This window comes from Methylobacterium sp. Leaf117 (genome assembly GCF_001422985.1).
Lineage (GTDB): Bacteria > Pseudomonadota > Alphaproteobacteria > Rhizobiales > Beijerinckiaceae > Methylobacterium.
Map to the genome: position 1 here is coordinate 154,416 of NZ_LMNL01000034.1, position 22,535 is coordinate 176,950.

At 68.9% G+C, this 22,535-nt stretch carries 31 protein-coding genes; 18 read left to right on the forward strand and 13 right to left on the reverse strand.

The features are described from left to right. Nucleotide 1: 1 nt before the first annotated feature. Both ASF57_RS15225 and ASF57_RS15230 read right to left on the reverse strand, forming a co-directional pair. On the reverse strand, nt 2–871 hold the full coding sequence (locus ASF57_RS15225) for a branched-chain amino acid ABC transporter permease (protein WP_056185791.1): 870 nt from the start codon (nt 869–871) through the stop codon (nt 2–4). Nucleotides 872–884: 13 nt separating this feature from the next. Then, nucleotides 885–2,072 carry an ABC transporter substrate-binding protein gene (locus ASF57_RS15230; protein ID WP_056484841.1) on the reverse strand — a complete coding sequence of 396 codons (1,188 nt, stop codon included), beginning with the start codon at nt 2,070–2,072 and terminating at the stop codon, nt 885–887. Nucleotides 2,073–2,262: 190 nt separating this feature from the next. Here ASF57_RS15230 and ASF57_RS15235 point away from each other — a divergent pair, with 190 nt between their 5' ends. After that, nucleotides 2,263–2,682 (forward strand): nuclear transport factor 2 family protein, encoded by a 420-nt coding sequence (locus tag ASF57_RS15235; protein ID WP_056185796.1) that lies wholly within the window; start codon nt 2,263–2,265, stop codon nt 2,680–2,682. Between the two features lie 7 nt (nt 2,683–2,689). Here the strand turns inward: ASF57_RS15235 and ASF57_RS15240 are convergent, their stop codons facing one another. Then, complete coding sequence (locus ASF57_RS15240; RefSeq protein ID WP_056185799.1) at nt 2,690–3,427, reverse strand: GntR family transcriptional regulator; 738 nt, start codon at nt 3,425–3,427, stop codon at nt 2,690–2,692. Between the two features lie 220 nt (nt 3,428–3,647). Next, nucleotides 3,648–3,905, reverse strand: a complete 258-nt coding sequence (locus ASF57_RS15245; RefSeq protein WP_056484843.1) for a hypothetical protein — start codon at nt 3,903–3,905, stop codon at nt 3,648–3,650. Nucleotides 3,906–4,184: 279 nt separating this feature from the next. On the opposite strand from ASF57_RS15245, the gene ASF57_RS15250 reads away from it, so the two are divergent. From ASF57_RS15250 to ASF57_RS15290, 10 genes are all read left to right on the forward strand, one after another. After that, nucleotides 4,185–5,045 carry a glucose 1-dehydrogenase gene (locus tag ASF57_RS15250; RefSeq protein ID WP_056185807.1) on the forward strand — a complete coding sequence of 287 codons (861 nt, stop codon included), beginning with the start codon at nt 4,185–4,187 and terminating at the stop codon, nt 5,043–5,045. 76 nt (nt 5,046–5,121) lie between these two features. Further along, on the forward strand, nt 5,122–5,556 hold the full coding sequence (locus ASF57_RS15255) for a hypothetical protein (RefSeq protein ID WP_244476961.1): 435 nt from the start codon (nt 5,122–5,124) through the stop codon (nt 5,554–5,556). Nucleotides 5,557–5,573: 17 nt separating this feature from the next. Then, nucleotides 5,574–5,948 (forward strand): hypothetical protein, encoded by a 375-nt coding sequence (locus tag ASF57_RS15260; protein WP_056484845.1) that lies wholly within the window; start codon nt 5,574–5,576, stop codon nt 5,946–5,948. A gap of 43 nt (nt 5,949–5,991) precedes the next feature. Continuing rightward, nucleotides 5,992–6,171: a hypothetical protein gene (locus ASF57_RS15265; RefSeq protein WP_056485962.1), complete on the forward strand. Its 180-nt coding sequence runs from the start codon at nt 5,992–5,994 to the stop codon at nt 6,169–6,171. 92 nt (nt 6,172–6,263) lie between these two features. Continuing rightward, nucleotides 6,264–6,449, forward strand: coding sequence for a hypothetical protein (locus tag ASF57_RS15270; RefSeq protein WP_056185813.1), 186 nt, complete (start codon nt 6,264–6,266; stop codon nt 6,447–6,449). After that, entirely contained in the window at nt 6,449–6,667 is a 219-nt protein-coding gene (locus ASF57_RS15275) for a hypothetical protein (protein WP_056185816.1), read from the forward strand. Before ASF57_RS15270 ends, ASF57_RS15275 begins: the two co-directional genes overlap by 1 nt. A 105-nt stretch (nt 6,668–6,772) precedes the next feature. Beyond that, nucleotides 6,773–7,093, forward strand: coding sequence for a hypothetical protein (locus tag ASF57_RS15280; RefSeq protein WP_056484847.1), 321 nt, complete (start codon nt 6,773–6,775; stop codon nt 7,091–7,093). Between the two features lie 64 nt (nt 7,094–7,157). Continuing rightward, nucleotides 7,158–7,340 carry a hypothetical protein gene (locus ASF57_RS15285; protein WP_056484853.1) on the forward strand — a complete coding sequence of 61 codons (183 nt, stop codon included), beginning with the start codon at nt 7,158–7,160 and terminating at the stop codon, nt 7,338–7,340. A 69-nt stretch (nt 7,341–7,409) separates the two neighbouring features. Beyond that, nucleotides 7,410–7,547 carry a hypothetical protein gene (locus tag ASF57_RS25840; RefSeq protein WP_156376169.1) on the forward strand — a complete coding sequence of 46 codons (138 nt, stop codon included), beginning with the start codon at nt 7,410–7,412 and terminating at the stop codon, nt 7,545–7,547. Between the two features lie 215 nt (nt 7,548–7,762). Next, the gene (locus ASF57_RS15290; protein WP_082504021.1) at nt 7,763–8,263 is read left to right on the forward strand and encodes a DUF4142 domain-containing protein; all 501 of its coding nucleotides are present in this window, start codon (nt 7,763–7,765) and stop codon (nt 8,261–8,263) included. Between the two features lie 76 nt (nt 8,264–8,339). On the opposite strand, the gene ASF57_RS26470 is transcribed toward ASF57_RS15290, so the two are convergent. Beyond that, nucleotides 8,340–8,507 carry a hypothetical protein gene (locus ASF57_RS26470; protein ID WP_200935882.1) on the reverse strand — a complete coding sequence of 56 codons (168 nt, stop codon included), beginning with the start codon at nt 8,505–8,507 and terminating at the stop codon, nt 8,340–8,342. Nucleotides 8,508–8,704: 197 nt separating this feature from the next. Between ASF57_RS26470 and ASF57_RS15295 the strand changes: the two genes are divergently transcribed. After that, entirely contained in the window at nt 8,705–8,998 is a 294-nt protein-coding gene (locus ASF57_RS15295; RefSeq protein ID WP_056484857.1) for a hypothetical protein, read from the forward strand. A 166-nt stretch (nt 8,999–9,164) separates the two neighbouring features. Then, nucleotides 9,165–9,524 carry a hypothetical protein gene (locus tag ASF57_RS15300; protein ID WP_056185830.1) on the forward strand — a complete coding sequence of 120 codons (360 nt, stop codon included), beginning with the start codon at nt 9,165–9,167 and terminating at the stop codon, nt 9,522–9,524. A 30-nt stretch (nt 9,525–9,554) separates the two neighbouring features. Here the strand turns inward: ASF57_RS15300 and ASF57_RS15305 are convergent, their stop codons facing one another. Together ASF57_RS15305 and ASF57_RS15310 are read right to left on the reverse strand one after the other, a co-directional pair. Further along, entirely contained in the window at nt 9,555–10,424 is an 870-nt protein-coding gene (locus tag ASF57_RS15305) for an NAD(P)-dependent oxidoreductase (RefSeq protein ID WP_056484859.1), read from the reverse strand. 25 nt (nt 10,425–10,449) lie between these two features. Further along, the gene (locus tag ASF57_RS15310) at nt 10,450–11,469 is read right to left on the reverse strand and encodes an alpha/beta hydrolase (protein ID WP_056484862.1); all 1,020 of its coding nucleotides are present in this window, start codon (nt 11,467–11,469) and stop codon (nt 10,450–10,452) included. Between the two features lie 146 nt (nt 11,470–11,615). Between ASF57_RS15310 and ASF57_RS15315 the strand changes: the two genes are divergently transcribed. From ASF57_RS15315 to ASF57_RS15325, 3 genes are all read left to right on the forward strand, one after another. After that, nucleotides 11,616–13,013 carry an MFS transporter gene (locus ASF57_RS15315; protein ID WP_056484864.1) on the forward strand — a complete coding sequence of 466 codons (1,398 nt, stop codon included), beginning with the start codon at nt 11,616–11,618 and terminating at the stop codon, nt 13,011–13,013. 138 nt (nt 13,014–13,151) lie between these two features. After that, a complete protein-coding gene (locus tag ASF57_RS15320) occupies nt 13,152–13,958 on the forward strand; it encodes an SDR family oxidoreductase (protein WP_056185843.1) in 807 nt (268 codons plus the stop codon). 194 nt (nt 13,959–14,152) lie between these two features. Then, nucleotides 14,153–15,112, forward strand: a complete 960-nt coding sequence (locus tag ASF57_RS15325; RefSeq protein WP_056484866.1) for a matrixin family metalloprotease — start codon at nt 14,153–14,155, stop codon at nt 15,110–15,112. Nucleotides 15,113–15,131: 19 nt separating this feature from the next. Here ASF57_RS15325 and phoB read toward each other — a convergent pair whose 3' ends face one another. The 6 genes from phoB to pstS form a co-directional block, all read right to left on the reverse strand. Continuing rightward, nucleotides 15,132–15,836 carry a phosphate regulon transcriptional regulator PhoB gene (gene phoB, locus ASF57_RS15330; protein ID WP_056181319.1) on the reverse strand — a complete coding sequence of 235 codons (705 nt, stop codon included), beginning with the start codon at nt 15,834–15,836 and terminating at the stop codon, nt 15,132–15,134. 23 nt (nt 15,837–15,859) lie between these two features. After that, nucleotides 15,860–16,585 carry a phosphate signaling complex protein PhoU gene (gene phoU, locus ASF57_RS15335; protein ID WP_056181321.1) on the reverse strand — a complete coding sequence of 242 codons (726 nt, stop codon included), beginning with the start codon at nt 16,583–16,585 and terminating at the stop codon, nt 15,860–15,862. A 93-nt stretch (nt 16,586–16,678) separates the two neighbouring features. Next, nucleotides 16,679–17,497 carry a phosphate ABC transporter ATP-binding protein PstB gene (gene pstB / locus ASF57_RS15340; RefSeq protein WP_056181324.1) on the reverse strand — a complete coding sequence of 273 codons (819 nt, stop codon included), beginning with the start codon at nt 17,495–17,497 and terminating at the stop codon, nt 16,679–16,681. 55 nt (nt 17,498–17,552) lie between these two features. After that, a complete protein-coding gene (gene pstA / locus ASF57_RS15345; RefSeq protein ID WP_056484868.1) occupies nt 17,553–18,455 on the reverse strand; it encodes a phosphate ABC transporter permease PstA in 903 nt (300 codons plus the stop codon). A gap of 56 nt (nt 18,456–18,511) precedes the next feature. After that, complete coding sequence (gene pstC / locus ASF57_RS15350; protein WP_056181330.1) at nt 18,512–19,486, reverse strand: phosphate ABC transporter permease subunit PstC; 975 nt, start codon at nt 19,484–19,486, stop codon at nt 18,512–18,514. A 192-nt stretch (nt 19,487–19,678) separates the two neighbouring features. Continuing rightward, complete coding sequence (gene pstS / locus ASF57_RS15355) at nt 19,679–20,716, reverse strand: phosphate ABC transporter substrate-binding protein PstS (protein WP_056484870.1); 1,038 nt, start codon at nt 20,714–20,716, stop codon at nt 19,679–19,681. Between the two features lie 354 nt (nt 20,717–21,070). On the opposite strand from pstS, the gene ASF57_RS15360 reads away from it, so the two are divergent. Both ASF57_RS15360 and dut read left to right on the forward strand, forming a co-directional pair. After that, the gene (locus ASF57_RS15360) at nt 21,071–21,958 is read left to right on the forward strand and encodes a CoA ester lyase (protein WP_056181337.1); all 888 of its coding nucleotides are present in this window, start codon (nt 21,071–21,073) and stop codon (nt 21,956–21,958) included. Continuing rightward, nucleotides 21,955–22,524 (forward strand): dUTP diphosphatase, encoded by a 570-nt coding sequence (gene dut, locus ASF57_RS15365; RefSeq protein ID WP_082504024.1) that lies wholly within the window; start codon nt 21,955–21,957, stop codon nt 22,522–22,524. The genes ASF57_RS15360 and dut overlap by 4 nt, the downstream gene beginning before the upstream one ends. Nucleotides 22,525–22,535 lie beyond the last annotated feature (11 nt).

Consider the following 22,535-nt stretch of genomic DNA (forward strand, 5'->3'; position numbering starts at 1 on the left):
CTCAGACCTTGTTGATCGCGGCGCGGCCGAGGAGCCCGTCGGGACGCAGCGCCAGGGCGACGATGATCACCGAGAACACCACGAGCTGGGTGTAGGTGGAGCCGAGGGTCGCGGTGACGCCGGCCTCGACGAGGCCGTAGAGCAGGCCTGCCAGCACCACGCCGGTGGCCGAGCCGATGCCACCCAGGATCGCCACCGCGAAGGCCTTGATTCCGAACAATGCGCCCATCTCGGCCGAGACCGAGAACAGCGGCGCGATGAGGAGGCCGGCCGCCCCGGCGAGCAGGGCCGAGAGCGCGAAGGCGCAGGCGACCGTGCGCCGGACGTCGATGCCCATCAGACGGGCGGCGTCGGAATTCTGCGCCACCGCCAGCAGCACCCGGCCGAGATCGGTGCGGCGGAACAGGGTCTGGATCGCCGCAGCGACCGAGAGGCCGACGACGGGAATGAGGAGCTGGAGCGGGTAGATGCCGGTGCCGAGGATTTCCACCGGCGTCACCGCAAGCGACGAGGGCAGGCTGCGCGGCTCCTTGCCGAAGGTGAACAGCATCGCGTTGTCGAGGACGATGCCGCCCGCCACGGTGGCGAGCAGCCAGGCATCCGAACCCTTCTCGACGAAGGGCCGCACCAGCAGCCGCTCGACCACGAGGCCGAGGACGGCGCAGCCCAGCAGAGCCCCGAGGATCGCCACCGGCATCGGCCAGCCCAGGGTGACACCGAGCGCGTAGCCGAGCACGGCCCCGAGCGTGACGGCGCTGCCCTGTGCGAAGTTCACCGTGCCGGAGACCGCGTAGGTGATGTGGAAGCCGAGCGCCACCAGCCCGTACATGCTGCCGAGGCCGAGGCCGGTGATGAGGGTGCTGGCGAGCATCGGCGCGGCGCCTTCAGTTCGTGACGGCGACGATCTCGCCATCCTTGAAGCGGGTGAAGACGTAGTCCTGCGGCCCGAGGGCGTCGTGCTGCCCGGGCGCGAAGGGCTTGTCGTAGGTCTTGATCAGGCCCGGATAGGCCGCGACCTTGTAGAAGCCGTCGCGCACCTCCGGTCCCTTGGTCGAACCGGCGGCCTTGATCGCCAGGGCGAGCAGGTGGATGGCGTCGTAGGCGTTGGCGATGCCCACCGCCGGGGTGACGTCGGCCATCGACTTGATCGCCGGATACTTCTTCTTCAGCGCCTCGAGCACGGCCAGCGCCTTCGGGGCGCTGTTGCCCGCGAAGGTGAAGGTCTGGATGAAATGGACCTTCGCGGCGCTCGGCCCGGCAAGCTCGTCGAAGCGTCCGCCGGCCGGCCCCCAATGCGAGACCACTGGCACGCTCCAGCCCATCCGGTCGAGGGACTTCACCACCTGGGCCGAGGGGCCGACATTGCCGACGAGGAACAGGGTGTCGGCGCCGGCCTCCCGCAGGCGGGTGAGCTGGGGCACCATGTCGAGGTCGGCGGCCTCGTACTTCTCGATGCCGGCGGCCGGCAGGTTGGCGGCCTTCAGCGCCGCCGTCAGGCCCTGCTGGTTCGACTCGCCCCAGGCGTTGTTGACCAGGATCATCCCGGGCTTCTTCGCCCCGTGAGTCTTCACCGCGTAGGCCACCAGCGCCTCGTCCACCAGGGCATCCACCGCCGAGACCCGGAAGGCGTAGTTGTCGGCGGCCCCGTTGCGGGTGATGCCGGTGCCGGCGGCCCAGGGGCCGAGGAACGGCACCTTCATCTGGTTGGCGATGGGCACCAGCGCCATCGAGACCGGCGTGTCGAGACCGCCGACCAGCGCCACCACGCCGACCCGCTGGATCAGCTCCCGGGCGGCGAGCACGCCCTTCGACGGGTTGGCCTCGTCGTCGCGCGCCACCAGCTCCAGGGGCCGCCCGAGCACGCCGCCGCCGGCGTTGATCTCGTCGATGGCGAGGCCGATGCCGCGGGAGATCGCCTCGCCGGATTTCGCCGATTGTCCGCTCAGCGCCGTGACGAGGCCGATCCGGATCGGCTCCGCGGCCCGCGCCGCACCGGTGAGGGGCAGCCCCAGGAGCAGGCAGGCGCCGAGCGCGAGGCGGCGGGTCAGGGGCGGCGTCGATCGGCGGGGCATCGGGTCTCTCCGGCGGGGAATTTGGCAACCCGTCCGCAACCGCCATGCCATCGGGCACACCGCTGACATCGCTGGGAAATTCTCGGGGCTGTCCGCGTCGGTGCCTCACGATGCGCCAAAGTGCATACAGTTGTTGCATGCACTTTGGCGGCATTTGCGTCAGGTTTGGCGACGCCTCGGAGACCCGACCATGCCCGATACCTCCCTCACTCAAGACATCACCGCGCGCGACGCGGCCAACGTCACCGCCTATCTCGAAGCCTCGATGGTGCCGGACCCCGAGCGGGCCGCGACCTACATGGCACCGGGCATCAGCATTGTGTTCACGGGGGCCCGCACCTTCGCGCATCCGCGCGAGGTCACCGCGTTCAATGCCGGTCGCTACGCCTGGGTGAAGAAGCGGATGGAGCGCCTCGACGTGGTGCCGGGCGATGGCGTCACCACGGTCTACAGCCTCGGCACGCTCTACGGTGCCTGGCCGGACGGGACGCCGTTCGAGGGCAACCGCTACGTCGACCGGTTCACGGTGCGGGACGGTCTGATCGTGACCATGGAGGTCTGGAACGACAGCGCCGAGCGGCTGCTCACCCGCGCCGGCCTCGACACCTGAGCCGGGCTCAGCCGTCCACGGCCTCGATGTAGGGCGCCAGCAGGCGGCCGAGGTCGCGCTCGCGCGGCGGGGTCGCGACGATGCGCGCCCGCTCGGCGACCGCGTCGAGATGATGGTCCATCAGGGCGCTCACGCGCTCCGGATCGCCGGCGATCAGGGCGGCCACCAGGGCGCGGTGCTCGCTGACACCGCACTCGGCCGAATGGGGTCGGCTGTAGAGCGAGAGCACCAGGGCGCAGCGGTATCCGAGTTCGGCCACGTAGCGCTCCAGCACGGGGCTGCGGGTCATCTGGGCCAGCAACAGGTGGAACTCGGTGGCCAGCCGGATCGACCCGGCCTCGGAGCCTCCCTGCGCGGCCTCCTCCAGCGCGATATGCGCGAGCAGCGCCGCCTGCTGCGCCTCGGTGAGGCGCCCGGCCAGGCGGGCGACCACCAGCCGCTCCAGGCAGATGCGGACATCGAAGGTGTCGCGGGCCTCTTCCCAGCTCGGCGTTGCCACCACGGCGATCCGGTTGCGCCGCAGCTCCACCAGCCCCTCGCTCGCCAGTTGCCCGAGGGCCTGACGGGCGATGGTGCGGCTGACCCCGAAGCGTTCGCCGAGGGCATCCTCCGGCAGACGGTCCCCGGGCACGATGGCCCGCTCGACGATCGCGCGGCGCAGGGCCCGGCAGATCGACCCGACCCGATCCTTGGTCCCCGCCCGCGTGTTGTCGTCCTGCGAGTGGCTCCGCAAGTGACTCTGCATGTGGCTCTGCAAGTGACTCTGCCTTTCGTCCCGTATGTGGTCCCGATTCGTCCCGGTGGTTCGGAAGCACGAGCGGGACCAGACAGGGTCCGATGCCTCCGGTCGAGGGGCCACGGGACGCTGCCTGGTGCGAAAGGCGGGAATCGTCACGGGCTGCGCCCCGGCTGGGCGCCGGTGACCAGGGCGGCGGCGAGGCACCCGAGCCCGATCAGCGCGAGGCTCAGGCGCTCGCCCTGCAGCATGCGGAGGACAGGAGGCCGATCAGGCGTGGCGACCAGGCTACGGTGAGCGGCTCCTCGACGGCGAGGGCGGCAACCGGCAGCGGGATCGCCGCCGGCAGCATCTGCCAGGGCGCGAGTTCGAGGGAGTGGGCGGTCCAGTTGTGGCGGCGGACATGCAGGATGGCGATGGCCCAGCCCAGCCGGCGATGATCGATGATGAGTATCGGATCGTACAGCGAGACGGCCCCACTGCTCATACCATCCGGATGTCAACATAGATCAAAATTCGGACCGCGAAACAAAGTGATCCGGGCGCGGTTATCGTGACAGAACCGACCCAACACACCGGGACACGTCGCAGGCCGACGCACGATACAAGGATGCGGCGCGGTCAGATCTGGTCCTCGGGTCTGCCCCCGACCGCTGCACCACCGCCACGATGCCGAACCGCCCTTCCGGGACATCCTGATCCCGTGCGCGGCGCGGCCTGCCGGTGCCCCGAACCCGATCCGCCACCCCTCAGGAAGAGTTTCGCGATGACGGACTTCCCGAAGCCGCCCTTCGACAAGCAGCGCCAGCTCACGCCGCCGGCCCGCGACGCCGACATGGACCCGCGCCCCGATTACGGCGAGGCGCATTATCGTGGGTCGGGGCGGCTCACCGGACGGAAGACCATCATCACCGGCGCCGACAGCGGCATCGGTCGCGCCGTCGCCCTGGCCTATGCCCGCGAGGGTGCCGACGTGCTGGTCGCCTATTACGACGAGCACGACGACGCGAAGGAGACCTGCCGCCTGGTCGAGGAGGCCGGACGCAAGGCCGTGGCCGTCGCGGGCGACATCAAGGACCCCAAGCATTGCCGCGCGATCATCGACCGGGCGGTGGCGGCCTTCGGGCAGGTCGACGTCCTCGTCAACAACGCAGCCCACCAGAAGACCTTCGAGAAGCCCGAGGACATCTCCGACGAGGAGTGGGAAGTCACCTTCGCCACCAACATCCATGCGATGTTCTATCTGGTGAAGGCCGCGCTGCCGCACATGAAGGCGGGTGCGGCCATCATCAACACCACATCGGTCAATGCCGACACGCCGAGCCCGCAACTGCTCGCCTACGCCACCACCAAAGGCGCGATCCAGAACTTCACCGGCGGTCTGGCCCAGATGCTGGCCGACCGCGACATCCGGGTGAATTGCGTCGCGCCGGGGCCGATCTGGACGCCGCTGATCCCCTCCACCATGCCGATGGAGAAGGTCCGGAGCTTCGGATCGCAGGTGCCGATGCAGCGGCCCGGCCAGCCCTGCGAACTGGCCCCCGTCTACGTCATGCTGGCGAGCCCGGAAGCCAGCTACGTCTCCGGCGCCACCATCGCGGTCACCGGCGGCAAACCTATCATCTGATCACGCCCGTCATCCGAGAGCGCCCATCCTATGGCCCTGTGATCCTGTGATCAGCCGATCCTGTGAGGAGATCGCCATGAACGCCCCCCGGAACCGCCCTGATGCGCCCGCGCGCCCGAGCTTGCGCGACTTCGATGCCTCTACCGACCGGAACGGCCAGGATTTCGGTCAGGACGAGGCCCGCGATGTCGGCCGCCCGGACCGGTTGCAGCACGCGTTGGACTCGGACCCGAGCTGGCAGGCCGAGACGGCGCGCGTCGCCTCCGGCTTTCCCCGCCAGGATTCCATCGGCGGCGGCGATATCGCCAGCGTCGAGGCGACCGAGGCAGAGACGCCGGCCGCCAACCTGCGCCGCATCTCCGATCCAAGCCCTGCTTCCGATGCAAGCCTTTCCTCCAAGGCAAGCCCCGCCTCCAAGGCAAGCCTTCACTCCAAAGCAAGCCCCAATTCCAATTCGAGCCCCGATTCCGATCCGCGTCCGAGCGTGTCCGGTTCGAAAGAAACGCTCTGACACGAAGGCCGACAGCGATGATTCCCACCCGCCAGCACGCCGTGGCCGAATACCTGCTGCCGGCCGCCATCGCCGCCCTCTCGCTCTCGCCGCGGCGTGGGCGCGCGACGCGCCGGATCATGAGGGTCGGGCCGGTCTGGCACTACGGCTACACGATGCTCACCCGCTACGAAGGCGGTCTCGTTCCGGCGATCGGAATGCCGACCCATCTGGCGTGCGATGCCGTCGGTGCCCTCGGCTTCGTCGGGGCGGCCGCCCTGCTGCAGGACGAGCCGGCCCGGGACCGTCTGCTGCTGGCCGCCATCGGTCTCGGGGAACTCGCCGTCATCGCGGCGAGCCGCCGGCATCCGCCGTGGGACGCGCGCGCGACGACCGATGGACGGCAGCGCTAGCGGCTCACCGAACGCCTTCCTGATCGAACCACGGGAGCCCGCCATGGAGCGCGACATCGAGGACTCGACATCGGACAAGCCGGACTCCACCGGCACCAACGCGCGTCCGCGTGAGACAACCATCGCTCAGACCGGAGACGGTATTCCGGACGACAGCGGCCGTCCGGTGCAAGTCGATGACACGGAACTCAAGCGCATCGCCGACAAGATCCGCACGCTATAGCCTGGCACCGATGCGACAGCATCGCGACGGAACTGTTCGGATGCGGAACGATTGATTCCTTACCCACCCGAAACCGCAGACAGGAGCCGCGCATGACGGCCAAGGCACCGCCCGTTCCGCCCGCCAACCAGTCCGATAAGGGCCCCGGGAGCGCACCGGAAGCGCCCCTTGCCACAGGTCCGAAGGGGTCGAGCCAGACCCAGAACCCCGACAAGATCGGGCAGGCCGGCAATTCCAAGGTGAACACCACGAACCAGGGCTACCAGCAGGATCGCTAATGAGCACCTCGAAGAAGACGCCCGCCGCCGACCGTCATCACGGCGGCCCCGGCAGCAGCCATCAGGACGCGTCCAAGCCGCAGGCGGACGTACGGCACGGCCCGATTCCGGGCAGTCCGACCAACGACGCGACGTCCCATGTATCCGGCGGCGGCGGTGAGCGCGACCGCCATCATGCCCACGATGCCGAGGGTAAATCCGCCGCCCGATCGCACTGAGTCGGCTTCTTCGGAGCTGACTTTTTCGGAACTGACCTCTGCCGAGCCGGCGTCTTCGGTGCCGGCGCCAGCCCTCAGGATCTCAACATCTCAGGAGACGCAGCGATGGCGAACGCCGATCGACACAAGATGGGTCCGGCCGCACAGGGCAAGGGCACCGGAACCGGCGCCATGACGGACCTGCCGGACGGAATCCTGGAAGAGAACATGGTTCTCAGCAATCGCGACAAGTCCCGGCACAACGACATGCGTGGGCTCGACAGCAAGATGGTCCAGACCGAGCAGTATCAGGACCATGCCGCCAACCGGGAGATTCCGGCCGACGCGATCGAGTCGGGTCCGGCCGAAAACACGACCGGGCTCGCCAGCCCGAAGTCGGACCTGTCCGGCGCTCAGAGCAGCCTCGCCAGCCAGGATAAGCCGTAGGCCGCAGAAGATCTTGCTCACGAGGATCTTGCCCGCGAGGATCTTGCCCACGAGGATCTTGCCCATGCAGACAACCACGCAGCTTCGCGACCAGGGCCGCCCCGAGACCGGCGGCCCCCGTCAGGGTCCGGGTTCCGGCGACGGTCGGACCGTCGATCAAGCCGATCAGGTCAGCAGCCTGGTGCCGCTCGGCCTCGCCATCGTGGGCGCCGGCGTGGTCGTGACCCTGGAAGCCTTCATCCACTGAGCCGGGCTTACCGACGGACGCGGGATCGGCTTCGGATCTCGCGACCGGATGCAATTCGGGAGATCCTTCGTGCCGCCCATCGACCATAAACCCAACCCTGTGCGGACGAACCGCTTCGGATGGATCGCCGCCGGTCTGCTGGTAGCAGCCCTGATCGCCTACACGATCTACTTCGTCATGATCCCATCGCCCCTGCCGCCGCAATGATCGGCATCAGCAAGGTGCTCACCTTGAGCCGGGCACGGGTCGCAAGGTCATCATCGGATAGTCTACTCATTGATCGAAGTTAAGATCTTTTCTAATCTGAAAATCGACCCGGCCGCATCCGACAAGTGGGAACAAGCAACGGCGAACTGAGATTCACGGAAATGATCACGCCTTAAGATCAAAATCCTGTTCTCTCAGCTCGAAAGACTGTTTCCATGGATCGACGTTCCGTTCTGTTTGCTATGGTAGGCCTGGTCTCGGCCGTGCCGCTGGCCCACGCCCAGCCCGCTTTCGACCTCGGCTCGCCGGATCAGTTCCGGCTGTCGGAACTGATGGGCGGCGAGTTCGCCATCCAGACCAGCCGGCTCGCTCTCGAGCGCTCGCGCAGCCCCGCCATCCGCAACTTCGCGCAACTCGAGATCAACGAGCAGACCGCCGTGGCGGCCGCCCTCGGGGCGACACCGGGCAACGTGCAGCCGCGGCCGGACCAGATGGCGATCCTGCAGCAACTACAGGGCCTCTCGCCGGGTCGAGCCTTCGACCGTGCCTACGTGCAGGGACAGATCGCCGGTCATGAGGAGTTGCTGGCGCTGAACACCGCCTATGCGCAGGGTGGCTCCGACCCCCGCAGCCGCGCGGTGGCCACCGTCGCGGTGCCGTCGGTCCAGACCCACCTGTCCATGCTCAGCAGCCTGCGCCGCGGCGGCCACGTCTGACGCGGATCGGAGAATCCCGCGGGGCAGACTGCGTCATGCCCCGCGGATCTCGTGATCGACCCGTAGGGCTGGCGGCTCAGCCGCCGCCGATCCCGCTGGTGATGGTGCCGGTCCCCCGGCATTCGGGGCAGGGCTGGGCGTTCAGCAGTCCGGTCCACTGGCAGTGACGACACAGGTTCTCGCCGGTCCCCGGCGCGCCAGGCGTGGCCTCGTCACCGGGTTTGGGCGGTTCCGGATCCTGCATTCGTCGCTCCTCATAGCTTTCGATTGTCAGATCCTGGTAAAAACTCAAACGACAACGTGTGTTCCCCTTGGGACAGCAGAGCCATTACAGGAACTGTACGGATCAGGACTGAAGTATCGCGTGTCTCAGGACTGAGGAACGAGCGCGATATTCGGCGGTTGCCCTGACATATCTCCTCTTCGGAAAGCCTTCGTAGCATGTCCCTCGTGAAAACGTCCGCGCCCCTTCTCGGAGCCGCCCTCATCGCCGCCGTCACCGGCCTGTCCGTCTCGGCCCAGACCGGCGTCCTGCCCGAGCGCGGGCCCGGTGGACGCGGCACCATCGTCGAGAGCCAGCCGAACACCACCGGAAACGATCCCGACGTGGTGATCGCGCGGGGCGCCAACGGAGCCGACACCATCACCACCGACTCGGCCGCGGGCGGCAACGCCAACCTGCCCGAGCGCGCCATCCCGAACGGCAGCGCGGGCGGCGGCGGCGGCGGTCGCTGATCGCACAGGCCGATCACCTCGGACCCAAACGCAGCCAGAAGAGTCCCGAACCCTGGTTCGGGGCTCTTCTGGCATTCCGGCTGCGTCACAGCGTGGCGCCGCCGGAGGGCGTCGAACGGCCGGTCGGATTGACGCGTTGGCCCCGCACAGACACCCGGAGACCTCCATGGCCCTGCGATCCGAAACCCCACCCACCCCGGGCGATCTCTCCGTCGAGACGCCCCCGGACTCCGAGCGGCCCACCACCGCCATGCTCAAGGCGGATATCGACAGCGGGCGGACCGGCGACAAGATCGCCCATTACGACACCGGCCTGTCGCAACTCGGCACCGACGACGAGGCGGCCGGCAATGCCCCCTCGCATGCGCGCATCGCCCTGGCACGCAAGACCGAGGCGGCCCCCCCGAAGGTCCGCGCCGCAGCGAAGCCCGAGGGTCACAACCGGTGGATCCTGCCGCTGTTCATCGGGTTCGCCGCGATGGTCCCCGTGGTGGTCGGTACGTCGCTCTACCTGTTCGGACGATAGGCGACCGCACGCCGCGGGAAGGGCCGGACCTCAGACGGTCCGGCTGCGCCGGCGGGCGACCTCGGCGAGGGCGGCGAGGTCCTTGTCGGCATCGCCGTGGTCCATCGCCGCGATCAGGGTGTCGCGCAACACGTCGGCGAAGGGCATCGGCACGCCGGCCGCCCCGGCGGCGTCCAGGGCGAGGCCGATATCCTTGGCGCCGAGCTTGAGGGCGAATCCCGGCGGCTCGTAGCGATGGTCGGCGATCAGGGCGCCGTAGTTCTTGTAGACCGGCGATGCGAACAGCGTGTTGGTGAGAAGATCGAGGAGATCGGCCCCCGTGACCCCGTGCCCCTCCACCAAGGCGGCCGCTTCGCCCATCGCCTCGATCGCCGAGATCAGCATGAAGTTGCCCGCGAGCTTGACCGCGTTGGCCCGGTGCGGCTCGGACCCGAAGGCCCAGGTCCGGGCGCCCATGGCATCGAGCAGCGGCTGCGCCCGGGCGACGGCTGCGGGATCGCCCGCCGCGACGATGTTCAGCTTGCCCATGGCGGCGACATCGGGGCGCCCGAAGACCGGGGCCGCGACGTAGGGCACTCCGGCGCGCGCATGGATCGCCGCCAGATCCTCGGCCAGGGCCACCGAGATCGTGCTCATCGACAGGTGCAGGCCCGGGCGGGTGCCGCCGTCGAGGAGACCGCCCGCGACGATCACGGCGCGCAACGCCGCGTCGTCCGCCAGCATGGTGATCGCCGCATCGCCCGCGAAGGCTTCGGCGGCCGTGGCCACCGGCACCACGCCTTCCAGCCCCTCGCCCCCCGCCGGGGAGCGATTCCAGACCCGAACCCGGTGACCGGCCCGCACGAGGCTCGCCGCCATGCCGCGTCCCATCCGGCCGAGGCCGATCACGCCCACATCCATGAACCGTCTCCCGCGTTGCGTCGTCTCAGTGGCCGTTGAGGAATTCGAGGGTCAGCGTGTTGAACTGGTCCGTCGCTTCCAGGTGGACGAGGTGGCCGATGCCCGGCAGCACCACGGCGCGGCCGTTCGGCATCCGAGCGGCCAACGTGCGCGCGTGCTCGGCGTTGCGCCCCATGTCGGCCCGGAGCGATTCCGGCGCGAAGGGCTTGCCCGGGGCATTGTGGTCGTTCTCGCCCATGAGGAAGAGGGTCGGCACCGGGATCAGCGGGATCTCATGCACCACCGGCTGGCCCCAGATGGCCTGGTAGGAATTGACGAAGGACTGGAGCCAGCGCGGATACTCGCCCGAGCCCTTGACCCGCTCGCGCACGGAGACGAACGGCTCGATGGCGGAGGACGGCAGCGACAGGGCATAGTTCGTCATCAACTGGCGGCGATAGGAATCGGCGGTCGCGTCGCCCTCCAGGCGCAGCAGGGTCGCGTCGGAGACGGGCGGCACGGTGAACCGGTAATCCTCCAGACCGATCGGGGCTTCGAGCACGAGGCTGTTGATGCGGGCCGGGGCATTGCGGGTCAGGCGCACCGCCAGCATTCCGCCCATCGAATGGGCCACCACGTCGACGCGCGGCAACCCGAGGGAATCGAGCAGGCCCACCGTGTCGGCCGCCATGGCGTCGAACGTGTACGGGCCGACGGGCTTGGCCGATTTGCCGAATCCGAGCTGATCCGGAACCAGCACCCGGTACCCGGCGCGGCTGAGCGCCAGGATCACCGGTTGCCAGTAGCTCGACGGGAAATTGCGCCCGTGCAGGAGCAGGACGGTGCGTCCGTTGGCCTGCCCCTCGGCGGGCACATCCATATAGGCGAGGCGCTGGCGCTCGCCGTCGCGCATCCGCTCGAGGAAGAACACCGGATAGGGATAGGCGAAGCCTTCGAGGGCGATGCCCAGGGGAGACGCGTCGTCGGCCCTCGTCTGCGCGGCGGCCGGTGCCACGGTGAGCTGGGCCGCCAGAAGGAGGGCGGAGACTGAGCGGAGCGCGTCCATGTGTGTTCCCGACAACGGCGCGCGGTCGCACGCATCGGCTGACATAGCGCAGGTTCCGGCCGCATGCCGCCCGATCCGGGTGACAAAGGACACGCGGAGTCTCCGGCCCCCTTGCGGAAACCGGCGCCGCGTCCCACGCCTCGGCCATGAATGCCGACGCGCCCCGCCACGCCTCGCCCGAGCCCGTACCGGATGGCTTGCCGGTGCGCGAACGCATGCTGGCGCTTTTGGCGATCAGCCTTGCGATGACCATGGCGGTGCTCGACGGCGCCATCGTCAACGTGGCCCTGCCGGTGATGGCGAAGGATCTGGCGGTGGAGCCCTCCGCGGCGATCTTCGTCACCAACAGCTTCCAGATCGCGGTGACGGCCTCCCTGCTGCCTCTGGCCTCGCTGGGCGACATCCTCGGTTATCGCCGGGTCTACCTCACCGGCCTCATCCTGTTCACGGCGGCCTCCGTGGCCTGCGCCTTCGCCCCGACCCTCGACTGGCTGGTGGCGGCGCGGATCGCGCAGGGGTTCGGCGCCGCCGGCATCATGAGCGTCAACATCGCCCTGGTGCGCTTCATCTATCCGCATCGCCTGATCGGGCGTGGCGTCGGCAACGTCGCCCTGGTGGTGGCCATGGCCTCGGCCGCCGGGCCGACGGTGGCGGCCGCGATCCTGTCGGTGGCGACCTGGCCCTGGCTGTTCCTGGTCAACCTGCCGGTTGGGGTGATCGCCCTCGCGGTCGGCGCCCGCACCCTGCCGGCGACGCCGAAGAGCGGCGGCCGCTTCGACATCCGCAGCGCGCTTCTCAACGCCCTGACCTTCGGGCTCCTGATCACCGGCGTCGACGGCCTCGGCGATCCGGCCACGCGGGGCGTCGCCCTGGCGGAGATCGGCGCGGCCCTCTGCGTCGGCGCCCTCTTCGTCTGGACGCAGACCCGGATGACCCGTCCGCTCCTGCCGGTCGATCTCCTGCGGATTCCGGCCTTCGCCCTCTCGATGGCGACCTCGATCGCCTCGTTCGGGGCGCAGATGATGGCCTATGTCGCCCTGCCCTTCTACTTTCAGGACGTGCTGCACCTGTCCGAGACGCAGACCGGCTTCCTGATGACGCCCTGGCCCATCGCCATCGCGGTGATGGCCCCCCTGTCCGGGCGCCTCGCGGACCGCTACGCTCCAGGGCTGCTGGGCGGCCTTGGTCTCGCCCTGATGGCGACCGGCCTCGCGGCGATCGCGCTGCTGCCGGCGGACGCCTCCCATCTCGACATCGCCTGGCGCCTCACCCTGTGCGGCCTCGGCTTCGGGCTGTTCCAGTCGCCGAACAACAAGGTCATCATCACCAGCGCCCCGCGTGACCGCAGCGGCGGGGCCAGCGGCATGCAATCCACCGCGCGTCTGACCGGACAATCCTTCGGGGCCGCCCTGGTGGCGGTGATCTTCGGGTTGCACCAGGGCGCCGCTGCGGCCGGACCGGTGGCCGCGACCCTGTGGTGCGCCGTCGGTCTCGCCGCCTTCGGGGCAGTGGCCAGCGTCTTGCGGCGCCAACAGACAGGATGACGCTTCGGAGAGACGAGACTTCGGAAAAACGGTCTTCCGAACGTTGACCGAGCCCCGGCAGAGCCGCGCCGATGGCATGATCGCACCAGGGCCGTTCCGGCGCGTTGACCCGGTGCCAGCTCCACCGAGGACAACACCATGCAACTCGACCTGTCGGGCAAGCGCGCCCTCGTCAGCGGTTCCACCACCGGCATCGGCTACGCCATCGCCAAGGCCCTGGCGGAGCTCGGCGCCACGGTGGCGATCAACGGGCGCACCCAGGATCGCGTGCGCGACGCCGTCGAGCGCCTCAAGCGCGAGACCGGCAAGGCGACCTTCATCGGCGCGCCGGGCGACGTCTCCACCCCGGACGGGGCCGCGCGCGTGGTCGCGGGGCTGCCGGACATCGACATCCTGGTCAACAACACCGGCATCTTCGAGCCGAAGCCGTTCTTCGACATTCCGGACGAGGACTGGCACCGCTTCTTCGAGACCAACGTGATGAGCGGCGTGCGCCTGTCGCGCGCCTACACGCCGGGCATGGTCCAGCGCGGTTGGGGCCGGGTTGTCTTCATCTCCAGCGAATCCGGCGTGAACATCCCGGTGGAGATGGTCCATTACGGCATGACCAAGACGGCCCAGCTCGCCGTGGCGCGCGGCCTCGCCGAGACCGTGTCCGGCTCCGGCGTGACCGTGAACAGCGTGCTGCCGGGACCGACCCTGTCCGAGGGCGTCGCGGACTTCATGAAGAGCATGGCCAAGGACGACGGACGCGGCGGCGACGTCGACCTCGATGCCGCTGGCCGCGCCTTCGTGGCCGAGCACCGCCCGACCTCGCTGATCGGCCGCCTCGCCACCGTCGACGAAGTCGCCAGCATGGTGGCGTACATCTGCAGCCCGGCCGCCAGCGCCACCAGCGGGGCGGCCCTCCGGGTCGATGGCGGCGTGGTGCGCAGCATCGTGTGACGCCCAAGTCACAGGGGGCCGAGGACTCGATTGAGAAGGGCCGGGATCGAAAAGGACTGAAAAAAGCGCGCTGTCATTAACGATTTGGTCATCCTTCCATTCGAGGTTCCCGGGCCGATGGGAGGATGCCGATGGGAGATTACGCGCTTGAGGGACCGCGCTGGGGCCGAGGTCCGGCGGGGACAGGCGGCGGCATGGTCACCTGGGCTCTCGACGCAACGATTCCCGCGAGCTTCGTCGGCGTCATCCAGGCCGCCTTCGCCGCCTGGTCGAGCTATGCCGACATCGCCTTCCAGCAGGTCGTGTCGACGGTCGAATCCGATATCGATCTCACCCTGAACAGCATCGACGGTCTCGGCAAGGTCGTCGGGAATGCGACCTATTCCTATAGTGGACAGCGCCTTCAATCCGTGACCGTCGCCTTCGACAGTGGAGAAGGATGGCACACGGCGAAGGGCCGCGTCGTCAGCAATCAGAACGTCGATCTTTCCGCCGTCGCCCTTCACGAGATCGGGCATGCGATCGGGCTCGACCACTACAATGCCAAGCCGGAGGTGATGAACGCCATCCTGGATCCCACCATCTCCAGCCTCGCGGCCGGCGACATCGCGGGCGTCCAGGCGCTGTACGGCGCTCGCAGCGCCCCGATTCAGGCAGCACCGCCCGCCCTGGTCGTGCAGGCCGAGGTCACGGCCGTGCACCGTTTCTACGACACCAAGACCGGGGACCATTTCTACACCACGAGCGGCGCCGAGAAGGCGCAGATCCTGCAGACCCTGCCGTGGTTCACCTACGAGGGAACCCCGTGGGCGACCCCGACCCCGGGGGCCGACACCGTCGACGTGTTCCGGTTCTTCGACACCGGCACGAACGCGCATTTCTTCACGACCAGCGTCGGCGAGCGCGACCAGATCATCAAGACCAACCCGTCCTACATATACGAGGGCGTCGCGTTCGAGGCCTACGCGGATGCCAGCGCGCCCGGCACCGTGACGCTGGAGCGGTTCTTCAACACCAAGACCGGCCAGCATCACTTCGCCGGCAATGCCGAGGAGGCCGCCGGCATCAACCAGGGCGCTGCCGGTGCGGGCTGGATCGACGAGGGCAAGGGCTTCACCGTGCACGCGCCCAGCGACGGCATGCTGTTCGCCTGACTGCGCTACGACGGTCGCCCTACTCGCCCTCGGCCTCGAACATCTCGTCGAAGGAATAGCCCGAGCCGCGCACGGTGCGGATCGGGTCGCTCTGGCGCGGACGGTTCAGGGCCTTGCGCAGGCGGCCAACATGGACGTCGACGGTGCGCTCGTCGATGTAGACGTCGTGGCCCCAGACCCCGTCGAGGAGCTGCTCGCGGGAAAACACCCGGCCGGGGCTCTGCATCAGGAATTCGAGCAGCTTGAACTCGGTCGGCCCGAGATGGATCTCGCGGCCCTCCCGGCGGATGCGGTGGCTGACCCGGTCGAGCTCGATGTCGCCGGCCACCAGCAGGTTGGCCACGTGGGCGGGCTTGGCCCGACGCAGCAGCGCGCGCACCCGCGCCAGCAGTTCCGGAACCGAGAACGGCTTGACGATGTAGTCGTCGGCGCCCGTGCCGAGACCGCGGATGCGGTCGCCCTCCTCGCCGCGCGCCGTGAGCATGATCACCGGCAGGCGCTCGGTCTCGCGCCGGGCCCGGATGCGGCGGCACAGCTCGATGCCCGACAGGGCCGGCAGCATCCAGTCGAGCAGGACGAGGTCGGGGACCTGCTCCTGCAGGCGCAGGTCCGCCTCGTCGCCGCGCGCGGCGGAATCGACGATGAAGCCCTCGGCCTCGAGGTTGTAGCGGAGCAGGAGGGTCAGGGCCTCCTCGTCCTCGACGATCAGGATACGCGTACTCATCGTGCGCTTTCGATCAGGCGGAGTCAGGCCGCGCCAGGCATGTCCACCGTGGCGTAGTTGGACGCGTCGTTCTTGGGTCGCTCCCGCTCCGCCAGCAGGTTCTCGCCGGTGACCAGGTAGTGGATCGTCTCGGCGATGTTGGTGGTGTGATCGCCGATGCGCTCGATGTTCTTGGCCACGAACAGCAGGTGGGTACAGAACGAGATGTTGCGCGGGTCCTCCATCATGTAGGTCAGGAGTTCGCGGAACAGCGAGTTGTAGAGCGCGTCGATGGCGTCGTCGCGCTCCCACACGTCGAGCGCCGCCTTGATGTCGCGGCTGGCATAGGCGTCGAGCACGTCCTTGAGCTGCTCCTGCACGAGGTCGCTCATGTGCTGGACGCCGATGACGATCTTCTGCGGCTGGATCTGGTCGGCGATGGCCACGACGCGCTTGGCGACGTTCTTGGCGAGATCGCCGATGCGCTCGATATCGTTCGAGACGCGGATCGCCGTCACCGTCTCGCGCAGGTCGATGGCCAGCGGCTGGCGCCGGGCGATCAGCAGGATCGCCCGCTCCTCAATCTCGCGCTGAAGCGTATCGAGGCGGGTATCGGCCGCGATGACGGCCTGAGCCAGGGGAGAGTCGCGGCGCACCAGGGCCTCGCCGGCCTCGGTCATCATCTTCTCGGCGATGCCGCCCATCTCGGAGATCGAGCGGCGCAGGTTCTCAAGATCCGTGTCGTAGGATTTGACGATGTGGTCGGGCATGGGTCGCACTCCTCGGTCGGGCCCGCCTGTCCGGTGCCCGCCACGGCATGGGATCTGGCATGGGTTCTGGCATGGGGTCTGGCGTGGACCGGATCAGCCGAAGCGGCCGGTGATGTAGTCCTGGGTCTGGCGCTTCTCCGGATTCATGAAGATGCGCGTGGTGGGTCCGAACTCCACCAGTTCGCCGAGATACATGAAGGCGGTGAACTGCGAGATGCGCGCCGCCTGCTGCATGTTGTGGGTCACGATGACGATGGTGAATTCCGAGCGCAGCTGCTCGATCAGCTCCTCGATGCGACCGGTCGAGATCGGGTCGAGGGCCGAGGTCGGCTCGTCGAACAGGATCACCTCCGGGCGCTGGGCCACGGTGCGGGCGATGCAGAGGCGCTGCTGCTGACCGCCGGAGAGGCCCATGCCGGATTGCTTGAGCTTGTCCTTGACCTCGTCCCAGAGGGCGGCCTTGCGGAGCGATTCCTCGACGCGCACGTCGAGGTCGGCCTTGGGCAGCTTCTCGTAGAGGCGCAGGCCGAAGGCGACGTTGTCGTAGATCGACATCGGGAAGGGCGTCGGCTTCTGGAACACCATGCCGATGCGCGAGCGCAGCTCGTTCAGGTCGACGTTGGAATCCAGCACGTTCTGGCCGTCGAGGAGGATTTCGCCCTCCGCCCGCTGGTCCGGATACAGGCTGTAGATGCGGTTGAAGGTGCGCAGCAGGGTCGACTTCCCGCAGCCGGACGGGCCGATCAGCGCCGTCACCTGGCGGTCGTGGAAGTTGAGGTTGACCGACTTCAGGCCGTGGAAGCTGCCGTAATAGAAGTTCAGGTCCTTGACGGCGATGCGGATCGGCGAGGTCTCGTCGGCCTTGTGGCGTCCGGTGAGCTGCGCGGAGGTGATCCCGGGGGCGGCGTTCATCGGTTCAGCATCCTGTCGAGCGAAGGGGAAGAAGCGGGAGGCGGGGCGCTGGAGGTCAGCGCGACCGCTCGGTCTTGATGACGAACCGGGCCACGATCGACAGGGCGAGGATCGTGACCGTGATCAGGAGGGCGCCGGCCCAGGCGAGCTGCTGCCAGTTCTGGTAGGGCGAGAGCGCGAACTGGTAGATCATCACCGGAAGGTTCGGGACGCCGCCCATCAGGTTGGGGGAGAACCAGCTGTTGTTGTTGAGCGCCGTGAACAGGAGCGGCGCCGTCTCGCCGGCGATGCGGGCGAGCGCCAGGATGATGCCGGTGACGATGCCGGCGCTGGCCCCGCGCCAGGTGATGCTCTTGATCACGATGGAGGGCGGCGCGCCGAGTGCCGCGCCGGCTTCGCGCAGGGTCGAGGGCACGAGGCGCAGCATGTCCTCGGTGGTGCGCACGATGACCGGGGTGGCGATGATGGCGAGCGCCACGGCGCCGGCCCAGCCCGAATAGGAGCCCATCGGGCGCACCATCAGGGTGTAGACGAACAGGCCGATGAGGATCGAGGGCGCCGACAGAAGGATGTCGTTCAGGAAGCGGATGACGTCGGCGAGCTTCGAGTTGCGGCCGTACTCGGCCAGGAAGGTGCCGGCCATCACGCCGACCGGGGTCGCCACCAGGATGGCCAGGACGGTCATCACGAGGCTGCCCAGGATGGCGTTGGCGATGCCGCCGCCCTCGGAGCCGGGTCCCGGCGTCGGCTCAGTGAAGAGCATCGGCGAGAAGCCCTTGATGCCCTCGACCACCAGCATGAACAGGATCGAGCCGAGCACCACGATGCCGACCAGCGTGGCGATCGTGCTGGCCAGGATCAGGGTCCGGTCGGCGATCCGGCGGCCCGAGCGGACCCGGCTGATCCGGGCCGGGGTGGCGGAGAGGGGGTTGGCACTGAGGGGGTTGGCGGCGTCCATGATGGGGTTCCTGACGTCTCGAAGCGCGGGGTCGCGGGCCTTGGAGGGATCCGGCTTCAGGCGACCTTGGCGCGGCGGGTGAGGATGCGGGCGATGATCAGGACGAAGAAGGTGATCACGAAGAGGATGCAGCCGAGCGCCATCAGGGAGTTCAGCTGCAGGCCGTCGGCCTCGTTGAACTCGTTGGCGATGCGCGACGCGATGGTGGAGCCCGGATCGAAGACCGAACCCGAGAGCCGGTTGGCGTTGCCGATGACGAAGGTCACCGCCATGGTCTCGCCGAGCGCCCGGCCCAGGCCGAGCATGATCGCGCCGATGATCGAGACCGAGGCCTGCGGCACCAGCACGTGGCGCACCACCTCCCAGGTGGTGCAGCCGATGCCGTAGGCGCTCTCGCGCAGCACGGTCGGGATCTGGTCGAGCATGTCGCGGGTGATCGAGGCCACGAAGGGCACGATCATGATGGCGAGGATGATGCCGGCGGTGAGGATGCCGACGCCGGAGGGCACGCGGGCGTAGAACAGGGTGCCGACGATCGGCATGCCCTCGACGAGGTTCGAGACCGGCACCTGCACGAAGCGGGCGAACAGGGGGGCGAACACGAACAGGCCCCACATGCCGTAGATGATGCTCGGCACCGAGGCGAGAAGCTCGATGGTCATCGAGACCGGCTTGCGGGCCCAGCCGGGGCAAAGCTGGGTCAGGTAGACCGCGATGCCGAGCGACAGCGGCACGCCGATCAGCAGGGCGAGGACCGCCGAGGCCAGGGTGCCCACGATGGCCACCAGGGCGCCGTACTGCTCCTGCCCGATATTCCAGGTGCTGGAGGTGATGAAGCCGAAGCCGAACTCGTTGAAGGCCGGCCAGGCGCCGTAGGCGATGGAGCCCAGGATGCCAGCCAGGAAGAGGAGCACCAGGAGGGCCGAGCCGTAGGAGGCCGTGCGGAACAGGCTGTCGCCGAGGCCGCCGGGCTTCTTGCGGACCGAGGCGCGGTCCCGCGTCAGGGCGATCTGGTCAGTCAAGGCGGCCATCCGAGTGTCTTCTCTTCACCGGGCGGCGTCCTACCCTGCGCCGGGCGTCGGCGCGAGAGGGGATCACCGGATCGTTGCCAGGGGGGGTGCGCCGGCCGAACCCGGCGTCGTGACGCCGGGCCGGTCTGGCACGCTTGCGCGAGGTGGCTCGCCCCGCGGGGCTCGCGGGCCGGAGCCCGCGAGGGTTTCGGCTCACATGTTGAAGACGGGCTTGCCGTCCTTGCCCTTGATCTCCTTCCACGCGTCGTGGATCTGGCTCACGACGGCGTCGGGCAGCGGCACGTAGTCGAGGTCGACCGCGAGCTTGTCGCCATTCTTGTAGGCCCAGTCGAAGAACTTCAGGACTTCGGCCGTGCGGGCCGGGTCGGTCGGGTCCTTGTGGACGAGGATGAAGGTCGCGGCGGTGATCGGCCAGGCATCGTCGCCGGGCTCGTTGGTCAGCGAGATGCCGAAGCCGGGGGCGGCTTTCCAATCGGCGCTGGCGGCGGCGGCCTGGAAGGCCTTGTCGTCGGGCTGCGGGAACTTGCCGGCCTTGTTCTGGATCAGAGCGTAGCTGAGCTTGTTCTGCTTGGCGTAGGCCGACTCGACGTAGCCGATGGCGTTCGGGACCTGCTTGACGGTGGCGGTGACGCCCTCGTTGCCCTTGCCGCCCTGGCCCACGGGCCAGCTGATGGTGGTGGCCGAACCGTAATCCTTCTTCCAGGGCTCGGAGACCTGGGACAGGTAGGTGGTGAAGATGTTGGTCGTGCCGGAGGCATCCGAGCGGTAGACCGGGGTGATGTTGGAATCGGGCAGCTTCAGGCCCTCATTCAGCTTGGCGATGCGGGCATCCGACCACTTGGCGATCTTGCCGGCATAGATGTCGGCGATGACGTCGCCGGTGAGCTTGAGCTTGCCCGGCTCGACGCCCGGGATGTTCACCACGGTGACGACGCCGCCCATGACGGTCGGGAACTGGACGAGGCCGTCCTTCTCCAGGGCGGGGCCCTTCAGCGGCGCGTCGGAGGCGCCGAAATCGACGGTCTTGGCCTGGATCTGCTTGATGCCGCCGCCGGAGCCGATCGACTGGTAGTTGAGGCCGAGACCGCTCTCCTTGCGGTAGGCTTCGGCCCACTTCGAATAGATCGGGAACGGGAAGGTCGCGCCCGCTCCCGTGATCTCGGCGGCCTGGGCCGGTGCGAGGGAGGCAAGGCCAAGTCCCACGAGGGTGGCAAGGGTAGTGAACTTCATCGAAGGATCTCCTGGAGGAGTGCGCACCGGATCACATGCCGCAGCGCGTCGTCCGGTGTGCACCGCGCCATACGGTGCGTTGGGCCAAGGCGGTATGACGATTGCGCGACAGTCTCATGACACACGCATCGGCGGTGGTTTGGCGCATTACAATCTGCGGGATTGACCGGTCGAGGCCAGCCCGGAGCGGTGCCGGGCCGCGCATGGGGTCGATGCCTTGAAACCCTGTCGCGGGACCGGTATCGCCGGCTCCCAGGGTGAGTCGGTGCCGAGGGGGCGTCGAGACAGGCCGGCATCGCCGCCGGGTCCGGTGACGTCGCGCCCGACCCCGCACCATCGTCGAAGGGATGCGCCATGACCGAGATCCGCCCTCGCCGCAGCGTCCTCGCGATGCCGGGCTCGAATCCCCGCCTGCTGGAGAAGGCCCGCACGCTTCCGACCGACGTGGTGATGATCGACCTGGAGGACGGGGTCGCGCCGGAGACGCGGGCCGCGACGCGCGAGGCCGTCGCCCGCGCGGTGGCGGAGCGGGGCTTCGGCCGGCGCGAGGTCGTGGTGCGGATCAACGCCCTCGACACGCCCTATGGCGAGGCCGACCTCGCCGCCATCGCGCCCGCCGGCCCCGACGCGATCGTGGTGCCGAAGGTGACGGGCGCCGATGCCCTGGTGGCCGTGGGCTCGCGCCTGCGCCGCCTCGGCGCACCGGACCGGACCCGCACCTGGGCGATGATCGAGAGCCCGATGGCGATCCTGCATCTCGCCGACATCGCGAGTTCGGCCCGCGACGTCGACACCCGCCTCGCCTGCCTGATGGTCGGGCCGAACGATCTGGCCAAGGCCAGCCGCCTGCGCCTCGGCGTGCCGGGCCGGCCGGCCCTGATGCCGTGGCTGATGAGCGTGATCGCCGCCGCCCGCGCCTACGAGATCGACGTGATCGACGGGATCTACAACGAGTTTCGCGATGCGGCGGGCTTCGCGTCCGAATGCGCGCAGGGGCGCGATTGCGGCTTCGACGGCAAGATGCTGATCCACCCGGACCAGATCGCGCCCGCCAACGCCGCCTTCGGCCCGAGCGAGGCGGACATCGCCTGGGCCCGACGCATCCTGGCGGCCTTCGCCGAGCCGGAGAATCGCGACCGCGGCGTCATCGGCCTCGACGGCAAGATGGTGGAGCGCCTGCATGCCGCGGAGGCGACCCGGACGGTCGCGCTGGCCGACGCCATCGCGGCGCGGACCGCATGACCGCCGAACCCGATGGTGCCGAGGGCCTCGCCGTCGACCTCTCCATCGGCCTCGCCGTCGACCTCGCCGTCGACTTGCGCCTGCTCGATTCCCGCCTCGCCGGCTGGGGATTTCCGCGCTGGGGCTCGGCCCAGGCCGCCGGCCTCGATCTCCACGCCTGCCTCGACGCGCCCCTGATCCTGGCGCCGCAGGGTCCGCCGGCCCTGATCCCCGCCGGGTTTTCCCTGGCGATCCGCGATCCGCGCTGGTGCGGCCTCCTCTTCGCGCGCTCCGGCCTCGGCCACCGCGAGGGCCTGGTCCTCGGCAACGGCACGGGCGTGATCGACGCGGACTACGAGGGGCCGCTGCTGATCTCGGCCTGGAACCGCAATCCGCCCGGCCCGGACGCCGCCGGCATCCGGATCGAGCCGGGCGACCGCATCGCCCAGCTCGTCTTCACCCGCGTGACGCGGCCGACCTTCGCGATTCGGGACGACACCGGGCATGACGGGCCCGGTACGGCTCCGCGCATCACCGAGTCCGGCCCCCGCGGCACCGGCGGCTTCGGCTCGAGCGGGCGCCGCTGAGGGACGCCGCT